The following is an 11890-nucleotide window of genomic DNA, read 5'->3' on the forward strand; positions in this document are numbered from 1 at the left end:
ATATCTTGGCTAAAGGCTTAGCCCTTAACTAAGAATCACAGTCCGTCTGGCAACCTGCGGACTCTAAAGGCTTTGGTAATTAGCACGTAAGACCTGCTTGCAGGCGATGGCTGTATCTAAGCAAATTGTGGTCGTGTCGCCGTTAGGCGATGCTCTCACAAGCCTGTGACTTTAGTCACGGGTGGTTGACTAACGTTGGAAACGTAATATTCATCGCCGTTTCCACAATCACTCCCGCAAAAGAGAGTAAGCCTGTAGCGACGATCGCGCCGACAACTTTAGGAGAGATTCGCTCATCTTCCATGAATTTTACCTACCTCGATCAAGCTAAACTTTAGCTAGTATTAGTCTTCAGTATAGGGCGGATCAGGACGCAAAACAACCGTTATAACGCCGTTTCAGCCACAATGATCATCATCGTGGACCCCCCCAGCACCTGCCCCACCATCAAAAAAACGCCATTGATCGTTTTTCTACCGATCAATGGCGTTGACGCGCTACTTGAAACCTGCTGCGCGAGCCTGCTTGTTGCGCACCCACTCTAAATTTGTTAACTAGACGGTCCGCCCACTTTGTTCGTCTTGCAATTCTTGAATGAAATCGAAAGCCGCTTGGCCAGCCTGTCCACCTTCACCGACCGCATTGGCGATTTGGCGCAGATGCTTGGCACGCACATCACCCACCGCGAAGACGCCGGGTACCTTAGTGCGAGTCTGTTCATCAGTTGGGATCCAACCCGCCTCATCCAACACGCCTAACGCGCGGAAAGGTTCGGTCATCGGCTCAATGCCAACATAAATGAAGACACCAGACGCTGGCAATTGTTTTTCTAAACCACTTACCTTATCACGATAGCGTACTGAGGTGATTTTCTGGCCGTCGCCTTCAATGGCTTCAACTTGGGCATTCCAAACAAATTCGATCTTGTCGTTAGCAAAAGCCCGTTGTTGCAAAATCTTTTGCGCCCGCAGCTGATCACGGCGATGAACGATCGTCACCTTGCTCGCCAATTGCGCCAAATAAATGCCTTCCTCAACAGCTGAATCACCGCCGCCGATCACCGCGACTTCTCGGCCCTTAAAGAAGGCGCCGTCGCAGACCGCACAGTAGGAAACACCCTTGCCAGAATAGTCTTCCTCGCCGGGAACGCCTAGATGCCGGTGTTCCGCGCCAGTGGCGATGATCACAGCCTTGGCTTGGTACTCGCCTTCATCGGTGATCACGGTTTTATAATCATGATGATCTTCGACCGTTTTAACGGTGCCATAGGTGTACTCCGCGCCAAATTGCGTCGCGGACGCGTACATTTTCTCGCCCAATTCTGGGCCTAAAATCGAAGTAAAGCCAGGATAGTTCTCAATTTCTGCGGTATTGTTCATTTGACCACCATAAATTCCCCGATCAAGCATCAATACCGACAGATTTGAGCGCGATGCGTACAATGCCGCCGTCATCCCACCAGGACCGGCGCCGATCACGATCACATCATATTGCTTTGTCATGGTCAAATCTCCCTTACTTTTAATAAGTTAAACTATACTGCAAAAATCCTTTTTTGTCCACTGATTAATCCGAACTGACGAAATCAGAGGCTTAATACCGCTGGAAGTCTAGCTCCCGTTTGCCTTTGCGCTGCATCAGACGATCGATTTCTTCATGAACGTCGGCGTCTTCGTAGAGAACGCGGTAAATACTTTCGGAGATCGGCATTTCCACGTTGCACTGGGCGCTAAGTTCATGCGCGGCCTTCGCGGTGCCCACACCTTCCACAACCATGCCCATGTTGGTCAACACATCGGCCAACTTCTGACCTTGACCTAAGGCATTGCCACAACGCCAATTACGGGAATGGACACTGGTACAGGTTACGATCAGGTCGCCAATACCCGACAACCCCATAAAGGTCAAGGGGTTCGCGCCCAATTCAATGCCCAGCCGGCTGATCTCCGCGATCCCACGGGTGATCAACGCCGCCTTGGTATTATCGCCATATCCCAAGCCGTGCAATACCCCAGCGCCGATTGCGATCACGTTCTTCAAAGCGCCACCTAATTCAACACCAACCATATCATCATTGGTATACAAGCGGAAATATTCGTTCATAAAAATACCCTGGACCCACTCGGCATCCTTGATATTTTCCGAGGCGACGGTCAACGAGGTAATATCATGGGTCGCCACATCTTCCGCGTGGCTGGGTCCTGAGAAGATCACCAAACTTTGCGCCAATTCCGCAGGGAATTCATCACCAATGATCTGGGAGATCCGCTTGTGGGAATTCTGTTCCAAACCTTTCGTCGCGCTGATCAAGATTGGTTTCGCCCCAGTCTTCGCCAACACCGCCGCGACTTGTTTCGCCACGATCCGCATCGCTGCCGTGGGAATCACAAATAAGATACCCGCCGCGTCCGCCAACGTCGCCTCCAGATCCAAACTTGCTTCGACGGCGGGATCGATGGCAAACTCCGGCAAATAATGCCGATTAGTATGGGCTTGATTGATTTCATCGGCGACTGGCTGGCTATTGCCCCACAGCATCACCTGGTGTCCATTATGGACCAACAGATCCGCTAAGACGGTGCCCCAAGAACCGGCACCTAATACTGCGATTTTCATTGGTTGACTTGGCAAAAAATCCACTCCTAATCTTTAACTATTGTTTTCAAACGTGTTCCCCACCCCAGTGCTTTCCGCTTAGCTACGCAATTTCTCTGGAAGCCAAAACCTTGCTTCCAAAACAATCGCTAGGCTAATGCTCAAGCACTACCCGGGGTGGCTCTCACTCTTTTTTTGACTTTGCTGGTCCAAATAGGGTGTTTCCGTCCAAATACCATTCGATTGGTGGGTCTAGGCGGCGACGGACAATGATCAACACGATCCCCACCACGATCAGGACTAGCGACAACGCCTGGGAAACTCGAATTGAACCGAACAGATATAAACTATCGGTCCGCATTCCTTCGACCACAGAACGTCCGATCGCGTACCAGATCACGTAACTAAGGAAAATCTCACCCTGCTTGAACAAGTGATGGCGGTGACGCAAAGCTATCAGAAGAATAAAGCCGAGCAAGCTCCAAACCGATTCATAGAGAAAAGTTGGTTGGCGATAGGCGCCATCGATCAACATTTGCTTGATCACAAAGTTGGGCAAGTGTAACGACTGCAAGAATCTCAGCGTTGTTTTGGCGCCATAGGCTTCTTGATTCATGAAGTTACCCCAACGCCCAATGGCCTGGGCCAAAATCACGGTCGGCGCGATCACGTCAAGGACCAACCAAGCAGGAATGAACCGTTTCGCGCAGAAAATCAGTAACACGATCAAAGCGGCGATCAGTCCACCATAAATGGCGATCCCCCCGTTCCAGATCTTAATGATATCCGCCGGGTGCGCGCGATAATAATCCCATTCGAAAATCACATAGTAAAGCCGCGCACCCACCAGGGAAAGTGGCAACATCCAGAAAATCAGGTCCATCAGATCATCGCCGCTGATATTACGGCGCGCGCCTTCACGCAGACTCATGTAAACCGCGATCAACACGCCAGCCGTAATAATAATGCCATACCATTGAATATGCAAAGGGCCCAGCCGCAATGCTGTTGGATTCAAAGCTTGGATCAAATTCGTCATCTAGTGGTCACCCTCGTCTGTCGCAGAGTTTTCCTTGATCAAGGAACTTAAATTCTTTTCAAACATTTCTGTCGCGTCATAACCCATCTTCCGCGCTCGGAAGTTCATTGACGCGACTTCGATAATAATGGCCAAGTTACGACCCACCTTAACAGGCACGGTGATCTTAGGGATCGGCACATCAAAAATCAATTGTTGCGCCTCATTGCTACCTAGGCGATCATAATTCTGATCTTTCTGCCAGTTTTCCAAATTGACGATCAAAGAAATCTCCGTTTCCGTCCGCACCGCGCCGGCGCCGAACAGATTCATCACATCAATGATGCCGATGCCCCGAATTTCCATTAAGTTCTTCAGAATTTTCGGTGCTTCGCCCACAATGGTATTCTCATCTTTTTGATAGACATCCACCCGATCATCGGCGATCAAGCGATGACCTCGCTTGACCAGCTCCAGGGCGGTTTCACTCTTACCAACGCCAGAGTTACCCACGATCAACACGCCTAAACCATAAACATCGACCAAAACCCCATGCATACTGCGGCGTTCGGCCAACTGATCATGGAGATATTCGGTCAGCACACTGGATAAGCGCGTCGTCGGCAAATCCGAACCTAAGACCGGGATCCCTGCCGCCGTCGCCATGGCGATCAATTCATCCGGCGCAGGCAAACTACGACTGATCACCATGGCAGGCGTGTCCTTCTCCGACATCCGTTGGAAAATAACTTTACGCTCTTCCGCCGTTAGACTAGCCGCAAACGCCGATTCCGTCCGGCCAAACACTTGCAAACGATTGTGGGGATAATAAGTAAAGTAACCAGTCAATTCCAAGCCTGGTCGCGAAATATCGCTGATCGTGATTTGTCGGTCGCCCAAGAACTCTTTCCCTGAGAAAACGTGCAATCCCACCGCATCAACTAATTGTTTAACTGTAATACCTTCAGCCATGATTTCCTCCTGCGCCTTCATTTACCTTTAATTTTAACATTATTCCCCTGCTTTTTCAGCGAAATTCACTAGTTTACTTTCGGACAAGGCCAAGGACCCAGTAAATCTCGGCCGCAAAACCGCGGCATTCTGCCGCGGTCAAGCTCAAGACCCCGGCACTGGCGCCGGGGCCAGCAACTTAGCGACCAGTACTGGCAACTTAATGGTCGACGTCGCGACCGACGCGCCACCACAGCTCGCAAAAAAAGCCTGGGCAAACACGATGTTTACCCAAGCTTCTCGCTCATTAAAGCAGTTTCCATTTATCTGATTGATCCAATTGGTCCAACGCTTAGAAGTCGCTCCACTCGTCGTCATCATTCGCATGTTGGTCATGCACATGAACGTCATGCAAATCTTTCCGCGGCCGCTTCACTGACTGATGCTCATCGTAACTCTCATAGGTCATCGGTCGCGTCCGGGACTCGCGACGGTGCCGACTAAAGACGAGATTGATCAAAGCGGCGATAATGATCACGGGCAAGAGGAATTTCAACATGCCCCAGACCAGACCAACCGCGCCAGCAATCAGACTAAAGACCACGATCAACAATATTGGTATGAAAATCAAAAGTAAAATCAACGTTAACATCTTAACACCTCACTTATTTTCCGTGGTCTGGCAACCCACACATCATCGACTTGAAACTAACCGAATCCTGCCAGTCATGCCGGCCGCTCTAGAAATCGCTCCATTGACCATTGTCATCGACGGATTTCCGTTTCTTCTCACTGTGGCCCGCATCCCGAGGTTCTTCCGGAATGACGATCCACAAAATAATATACAAGGCAATCGTCGAGCCCCAGCCTAACGCCAACACCGCGAAAATCACCCGAATCAAGGTCACATCGATATTGAAATAATCGGCTAAACCGCTACAAACACCGGCAATTTTCACATCATGACGGGCGCGATATAATTTCTTTTTCATCCTAAACTCCTCCCCGAGTTAAACTGTTTCTAATTGTTATCTTTCAAGAAAATCGAACCAGAAGTACTCGTCAGTTCAATTTTAGCACCATTATCGCCACGTTTAAAGGTCACGTTAGCACCGGTGGTTGAACGACTATCAACGATTTCCAAGTTGTAACTGCGGGTATTGACATTGCCAAATTTCGTTTGACCGTGACCAGCAAAAGCCAGGTCACGTGGCAAAGAAACTTTCACATTGCCATTGACGGAAGAAATGTTCAGACGATGCAAATCGTTGTTGCTCAATGATGTTTTGATCGAGCCGTGGACCGTGGAGAATTCGCCAGCTTGGACCTTGCCTGCGACGATCACCGAACCATTGACTGTACTCAGCAGACCTTGACGCAAATTGATTTCCTGCAACTCCACATTACCATTAGTATCCTCAATTTCCGCCATTGTTCCTTCGGCGCCATTTAGCGTGATCTTACCATTGGTGGTCTTGAGGTACGCATCTTTGAAGTGCAATTGTTCCGCGCGCAGGCCGCCATTCAATAACCGCACATTGATGTGGTCATAAGTCCGTTCAGGCAAGAAGATCTCAAGGTTAGCGCGGATCCGCTTGTTTGGAACCTGGAAGATGAAATGATCATCGTTCACATCGATGCGACTGCGCTCTGCGAAAGCTGAAAGCAAATCGCCGTCCAGCTTACCATAAAACTTGATATCGGCAACGACCTTGATGTCTTCACTGTCCCAAGTCTGCAAAACCACATCGCCATTGGCATTCTTAATATCAAGGATGGTCGCGGCGCAAGCCGGATAAACGAAGTCATGCTTCAAACTCGTTGAAGCCAAGCCAGGGACTTTGACCGTCACATCGTTCCAATCGATATTGTCAACCACACTCTTGACGGTATCGCGAACGTAACCGCCTATTTGCGTACCGAAATCAGCCATTTTATCGCCGAAATTACCGAACGTTTCCGCGGTTTGATCGCGAATATCATCGAAATGGATGCTGGCCTTGATCCGGTCCCGGGTGATCTTAGCGATCTGCTTATTCAAATCACTGATTTTGTGATTAAGCTCATCCAGGGTCAACTGCAAGTTTTCGATGGTTTGCTGCAATTCCACGACCCGGCGTTTCGCCGCGCCACGCTCTTCTCGTTTCTCATCGGTCAAGCTATCCAGATCTTCCATCGCATCAATTACCGTGATGTGTTCTTGATCAAAATCGATTTGCTTCTGCACGGCGGCAATTTTCCGATTGGTTTCTGATTGTGACTGAATGCATTCACCTAACTCCGCCTTCAGCCGATTCAATTCGTCTTCATAGCGTTGTTGGTCATCATCGCCAGCAGCGGCATCATCATCAGCGCGTTGCTGATCCGCTTCAGCCCGATCTGCTTCGGCTTCTTTTCTATCAGCTTCGGCCTCGGCGCGATCACGCTCCGCCTCAGCAGCCTCATCAGTATCTTTAACTTGGGTCGAGGTGGCATCAGCCTGCTTGTCTTCAGGTTGCGCCGTGGTTTGATTGGTTTTGAAATTAACGGTTTGTTCGGCTTCGGAATTTTTCTTGGCTAAGTTCTCCAGCAGAACCAAACCTTCTTCTGAGGTAATGACACCTTTTTTTACTAATTCTAGAATACGTTGACGTTCATTCATATCGATAACCTCCATTGGTCACTTCGCATTGATTACATTCTCTATTATGCCTGTTTATTTCGGTTTCGTCATAGGCCTTAGGGTGGATTTTCGGCTCAGACCTGTGACTTTTTGCGGAGAATGGTTCAAATGATAATAGTAGGTTGGCCGCAGCTTGCGCTGCGCGTGGCGTTGGTGGTGGGCAGATGTGGTGGGGCTCCAGGTCGGGCTGGGGGTGGTGGAACGCGGCGGGCACGATTTTGAGCTTTTCGGAAGCCCACCGAAAAGCTCAAAACTCGGCCTTATTGTAGGCGATAAATCGCCAACAATAATATCGCGGCTGACTCACCCCCAGCCCGACCTTCCGCCAACGAGTAAACGAACCACCAACGCCACGCTCCGCTCCAGCCGCTCAACGTTTTAGCAGCCGTTGAGCACTCACGCCGGCTGGCAAGCTATGGTCAATTGATGGAGAACCACGCAGTTGACGACCGTGGTTAGTGGTTACAAGCTTTAAATTGGTGACACCAGTAAAGCCCGTCTGATGAACAAACTCAGTTCTTAGTGAATCAACTGAATCGGCCGATTTCCACCCGTGGATTGTTTAGGGAACAGGTAAAGATGTCCAATCAATGCAAACTGTATCGACCTACTAATTCAAATCTGTTGATGTTGCCATACCACCCCAAAAGCGGACAATTGTTTGACCTCAATCTTGCAAAAAGCACTTCGTCGAATCCTTCGCCTCGATTGCAGATAAGCTCAATTCTGCCTAGCAACCGCCTCAGGACGTGTGGCTCAGCGGTGAAATTTGTCTTAGTGATTTATCACTTAGACAAAGACCTGATTTTGAGACAAGCCGCGCACTTTGCGGGTTGGCTCAAAACAGCGTCCACCGCGTTCCAGCCACGACAAACGTCCTGAGGCGGTTGCGTCTCTCCTAAACCCACTCATCAAGCAAAGGTTCAATAACAGCGCGCGGACCTTTGGAATCAGTTGGTGTTGCCGTACCACCCCAAAGAAAGCAATTGTTTGACCTCTAGCTCGCAAAACCACTTCGTCAGATACCCAACTTTGATTGCAGATAAGCTCAATTCTGCCTAGCAACCGGCTGGGACTGCGCGGCTCAGTGGTGAAACTGTCCTTGGCGGCTTTGCCGCTTAGGACAAGGCTCGATTTGAAGACAAGCCGCGCTCTTTGCGGATTGGCTTCAAACGATGCCCACCACGTTCGAAACAGAGTGCGAACCGACCCGGGTAGCTCCTGAGCATTAGCCTAGCAATTGTTTTGGAAGCCGCATTTTGCTTCCGGAACAATTGCGTAGCTAAGCGCAGGGAGCTGGGTCGGTGAGCACGTTTCCAGTCCGCAACAGCAGTCCCAGCCGGTTGCGCTCACGCGCAACACCCACTAAAACCTGCAGTCAGACGAGATCAAAAAAACGTTCCGCAAAGGAACGTTCGCAAAATAACAGATTAGATGGCTTCTTCTTGCCCATGCCGCTGCATGATCAGCAGAATCGCCAAGACACAAGCCAGATCAGCGCTGATGAACAACACCGTCGCGTTGTGATAAATCGGCGTCAACAGCCCGCTGATCACCGCGCCAAGCATAAACGCCACCACGATCAACAGCGTTTCTAGCGCCTTACGTAGGTTTTCCGGCTCCTTTTTCAGGAGAGCCAGCCAGAGAAACACGGCGGTATTTCGTAAATTTCCAGTCGTCATGGTGGTGGCAAAAGGACGGCCGCGAACTTTTCTGAAAGTTTGATATTGAATCGAGGCGATCAATGAAATCAAGCAGGTGACCCAAATATTCTTGAGATGGGGGCTGACAAACGCCACAATGATCAGCCCGATGATTTCCACGATCAGGACAATGTGTTGCCAAAGAAAGCGATCATTCTTGTCAAAGTGGTGTTCAATCGAGACCGTCGCGAAAACACCGATGAAAAAGGCCAGCAAGGGAAACAAATAACGCCCCAGCATTTCCAGATGACCCTGCGCCAAATGCAGCGTCAACAAAATCACGTTACCGGTTTGTAGTCCCGCAAAAACTTGGCCATGATTGAGATATGAGTAAGCGTCCAATGCCCCGCCGGCCATGGTCAGCAAAAAGCCGATCAGTAAGTGCTCATGCATGGGATCGCATTCTTTAGACAAAAATTGGTCTCCTCCTCAAACGTTATGCCTTCTAGTATACTATTTTCAGAAAAAAAGACCAGCGTTCCCGCCGCTTTTGCGGAAAATCTCTGAAAAATCAGCGCAAACCAGCAAATCCATTTAAAACAGATCCACCTTGGCCACTAGCAAGGCGTCGCACTAACGCATATGATCGCGAAAGCAATGAAAAAACAGACCAAGCAAGCCCAGTCTGTTTCATAAAATTCATTTTAGAAGATGTTGTCCTCTTTGGCATTGGCATTTAATTCCACCAATTTCCCGGTTTCTAGGTAAACGATCCATTCACAGATGTTGGTCACGTAATCGCCGATCCGTTCCAAATAGCTGTCAACCAACATGTAATCCATGCTACCAACGATGGTATCGGGGTCGGATTGCATTTGTTTCAGGCACATTTTGTAAACTTTGCCGGAGAAGGCGTCGATGTTTTTGTCTTCCAACGCGATTTCCCGAGCCCGTTTCATGTCTGCCTTGACGTAAGCGTCCAGAACTTCTTCGACCATTTGCTTGACCTTGGTCGCCATTTCCGCCAAGGTTTGTTCAATTTCAGGAACACGGACATTGCCCTTGACCCGAATCGTTGACTTGGCGATACTGACCGCGTGATCACCCATGCGTTCCAGATCGGAACTGGCCTTCATCACCGTGACGATCATCCGCAGATCACCAGTCACAGGTTGTTGCAGGGCAATCATTTCGAAGGAACGTTTCTCCAGATCGACTTCACGCTGGTTGATGCGCGCGTCGGCCTCAATCACTTCCTTGGCTAGCGTTTTATCATGATTGATAAAGGCATTGACGGATTTATAGATCGCTTCATTGACCATCATTCCCATTTCTGAGAAACGGACGTGGAGATCATTCAACTCATCTTCAAAATTTCTTCTGAACATTCACTTTACCTCACTATTCATTCTTAATTGTCATGATCTCAACTAGCCAAAGCGTCCGGAAATATAATCTTCCGTTTCTTTCTGTTGCGGCTGTAGGAAAATATCTCGCGTCTGACCGTATTCGATCAACTCACCTTGTAAGAAAAAGGCGGTCCGATCAGACATTCGGGAAGCTTGTTGCATATTCCGGGTCACAATGACAATACTATAATCATTTTTCAATTCTAACATGGTTCGTTCGATCTCACTACTGGAAATTGGATCCAGCGCGCTGGTCGGTTCATCCATCAGCAGAACTTTCGGCCGCGTCGCCAAAGCGCGGGCAATACAAATCCGCTGTTGTTGACCACCAGATAGACCCATCGCATTCTCGTGCAACCGGTCCTTCACTTCATCCCAAATCGCGGCGGCTTGCAAACTACGCTCCACCGCTTCATCCAAAACTTGCTTATTCTTCTCACCTGAGATCCGCAGGCCATAAATAACATTATCATAGATCGAAAAGGGGAAAGGGTTAGGCTGTTGGAACAGCATCCCCACTTGTTTGCGTAATTCCACCGCGTCCATGCTGGGCGCGTAAATATCTTGGTCATTCAGTTTGACCGTACCGGTCACCGTCACATTGGGAATCAGGTCATTCAACCGATTAATGGTTTTCAAGAGACTCGACTTGCCGCAGCCAGACGGCCCAATGACCGCCGTGATCTCGTTTTTACGGAAATCGATGGAGACCCCACGCAGGGCCTCAAGCTGTCCGTAATACAAATGGAGATCTTGAACAGTGATCACATTTTTGTTTTCTGCCATGCTCAAACTCCTTTTTAGCCGAAATGTCCGGAGACATAATCTTCAGTGGCCTTGATTTTCGGTCGGGTGAAGATCTTCCGGGTCTCATCGTATTCCAGCGCGTCGCCCAAATGGAAAAAGGCGGTGTAATCGCTGATCCGTCCAGCTTGCTGCATATTGTGAGTCACGATAATGATCGTATAATGTTCCTTCAATTGCAGTAGCGTGTCCTCAACGGTGGCGGTCGAAATCGGGTCCAAAACACTGGCCGGTTCATCTAGCAAAAGAATGTCCGGTTGCATCGCGATGGCCCGGGCAATACAAAGTCGCTGCTGCTGACCACCGGATAACGCCAAGGCGCTTTGGTGCAGATCATCTTTGACCTGTTCCCACAAGCCCGCCTGTTTCAAGGTCGTTTCCACCATCTCATCCAAAGCGGCCTTGCGCCGTTCACCATGGCGTTTCGGCGCGAAGGTGATGTTGTCATAGATCGATTTGGCGAAAGGATTGGGCTGCTGGAACACCATGCCAATATGCTTCCGCATTTCATAAACATCAATGTCGTTGCTGTTCACGTCCAGCCCGCGGTACATGATTTTGCCAGTGACCTTGGTTCCGAATATATTATCATTCATTCGATTCAACGAACGCAGATAAGTGGATTTCCCCGAACCAGAGGCGCCGATCAACGCGGTGATCTTAAAACGCTCAAAAGCCAGGGAAACCCCGTGAATCGCTTCTTTCGTTCCGTAAGAAACGTGCAGATCATCCGTGGACAAGGCGATTTCATGTTGACCATCATCCAATTCTTTCAAATAACGTTGGGAACGATCATATTTTTCCATGC

At 49.3% G+C, this 11890-nt stretch carries 12 protein-coding genes and 1 pseudogene; 1 reads left to right on the forward strand and 12 read right to left on the reverse strand.

Annotated features, from left to right (window positions below; all coding sequences use genetic code 11):
* Positions 1-187: 187 nt before the first annotated feature.
* From EKM94_RS09005 to liaX, 8 genes and pseudogenes are all read right to left on the reverse strand, one after another.
* Positions 188-304, reverse strand: a pseudogene (locus EKM94_RS09005) (MFS transporter); the annotation flags it as partial.
* A 250-nt stretch (positions 305-554) separates the two neighbouring features.
* Positions 555-1502, reverse strand: a complete 948-nt coding sequence (trxB, locus tag EKM94_RS09010; RefSeq protein ID WP_125600706.1) for a thioredoxin-disulfide reductase — start codon at positions 1500-1502, stop codon at positions 555-557.
* 91 nt (positions 1503-1593) lie between these two features.
* Positions 1594-2616 (reverse strand): NAD(P)H-dependent glycerol-3-phosphate dehydrogenase, encoded by a 1023-nt coding sequence (locus EKM94_RS09015; protein WP_125600850.1) that lies wholly within the window; start codon positions 2614-2616, stop codon positions 1594-1596.
* A gap of 163 nt (positions 2617-2779) precedes the next feature.
* Positions 2780-3634: a prolipoprotein diacylglyceryl transferase gene (gene lgt / locus EKM94_RS09020; protein ID WP_125600709.1), complete on the reverse strand. Its 855-nt coding sequence runs from the start codon at positions 3632-3634 to the stop codon at positions 2780-2782.
* Positions 3635-4585 carry an HPr(Ser) kinase/phosphatase gene (gene hprK / locus EKM94_RS09025; RefSeq protein ID WP_125600712.1) on the reverse strand — a complete coding sequence of 317 codons (951 nt, stop codon included), beginning with the start codon at positions 4583-4585 and terminating at the stop codon, positions 3635-3637.
* A gap of 331 nt (positions 4586-4916) precedes the next feature.
* Positions 4917-5216, reverse strand: coding sequence for a hypothetical protein (locus tag EKM94_RS09030; RefSeq protein WP_125600715.1), 300 nt, complete (start codon positions 5214-5216; stop codon positions 4917-4919).
* An 88-nt stretch (positions 5217-5304) separates the two neighbouring features.
* On the reverse strand, positions 5305-5556 hold the full coding sequence (locus EKM94_RS09035) for a PspC domain-containing protein (protein WP_125600718.1): 252 nt from the start codon (positions 5554-5556) through the stop codon (positions 5305-5307).
* 29 nt (positions 5557-5585) lie between these two features.
* Complete coding sequence (liaX, locus tag EKM94_RS09040; protein WP_164511176.1) at positions 5586-7205, reverse strand: daptomycin-sensing surface protein LiaX; 1620 nt, start codon at positions 7203-7205, stop codon at positions 5586-5588.
* Positions 7206-8316: 1111 nt separating this feature from the next.
* Here liaX and EKM94_RS12860 point away from each other — a divergent pair.
* Positions 8317-8451, forward strand: coding sequence for a hypothetical protein (locus tag EKM94_RS12860; protein WP_263853248.1), 135 nt, complete (start codon positions 8317-8319; stop codon positions 8449-8451).
* A 205-nt stretch (positions 8452-8656) separates the two neighbouring features.
* On the opposite strand, the gene EKM94_RS09050 is transcribed toward EKM94_RS12860, so the two are convergent.
* From EKM94_RS09050 to pstB (EKM94_RS09065), 4 genes are all read right to left on the reverse strand, one after another.
* Positions 8657-9343: a YoaK family protein gene (locus EKM94_RS09050; RefSeq protein WP_125600728.1), complete on the reverse strand. Its 687-nt coding sequence runs from the start codon at positions 9341-9343 to the stop codon at positions 8657-8659.
* A 230-nt stretch (positions 9344-9573) separates the two neighbouring features.
* Entirely contained in the window at positions 9574-10257 is a 684-nt protein-coding gene (phoU, locus tag EKM94_RS09055) for a phosphate signaling complex protein PhoU (protein ID WP_125600730.1), read from the reverse strand.
* 42 nt (positions 10258-10299) lie between these two features.
* Positions 10300-11064 (reverse strand): phosphate ABC transporter ATP-binding protein PstB, encoded by a 765-nt coding sequence (gene pstB, locus EKM94_RS09060; protein WP_125600733.1) that lies wholly within the window; start codon positions 11062-11064, stop codon positions 10300-10302.
* A gap of 14 nt (positions 11065-11078) precedes the next feature.
* Complete coding sequence (pstB, locus tag EKM94_RS09065; protein ID WP_125600736.1) at positions 11079-11888, reverse strand: phosphate ABC transporter ATP-binding protein PstB; 810 nt, start codon at positions 11886-11888, stop codon at positions 11079-11081.
* Between the last annotated feature and the right edge of the window lie 2 nt (positions 11889-11890).

Origin of the sequence: Lapidilactobacillus achengensis, assembly GCF_003946655.1 — a bacterium.
Classification (GTDB): domain Bacteria; phylum Bacillota; class Bacilli; order Lactobacillales; family Lactobacillaceae; genus Lapidilactobacillus; species Lapidilactobacillus achengensis.

Bases quoted from the DNA above. Each gene is read 5' to 3' on its own strand.
- trxB (WP_125600706.1), bottom strand. From the start codon at position 1,502: ATGACAAAGCAATATGATGTGATCGTGATCGGCGCCGGTCCTGGTGGG.
- EKM94_RS09015 (WP_125600850.1), bottom strand. From the start codon at position 2,616: ATGAAAATCGCAGTATTAGGTGCCGGTTCTTGGGGCACCGTCTTAGCG.
- lgt (WP_125600709.1), bottom strand. From the start codon at position 3,634: ATGACGAATTTGATCCAAGCTTTGAATCCAACAGCATTGCGGCTGGGC.
- hprK (WP_125600712.1), bottom strand. From the start codon at position 4,585: ATGGCTGAAGGTATTACAGTTAAACAATTAGTTGATGCGGTGGGATTG.
- EKM94_RS09030 (WP_125600715.1), bottom strand. From the start codon at position 5,216: ATGTTAACGTTGATTTTACTTTTGATTTTCATACCAATATTGTTGATC.
- EKM94_RS09035 (WP_125600718.1), bottom strand. From the start codon at position 5,556: ATGAAAAAGAAATTATATCGCGCCCGTCATGATGTGAAAATTGCCGGT.
- liaX (WP_164511176.1), bottom strand. From the start codon at position 7,205: ATGAATGAACGTCAACGTATTCTAGAATTAGTAAAAAAAGGTGTCATT.
- phoU (WP_125600730.1), bottom strand. From the start codon at position 10,257: ATGTTCAGAAGAAATTTTGAAGATGAGTTGAATGATCTCCACGTCCGT.
- pstB (WP_125600733.1), bottom strand. From the start codon at position 11,064: ATGGCAGAAAACAAAAATGTGATCACTGTTCAAGATCTCCATTTGTAT.
- pstB (WP_125600736.1), bottom strand. From the start codon at position 11,888: ATGGAAAAATATGATCGTTCCCAACGTTATTTGAAAGAATTGGATGAT.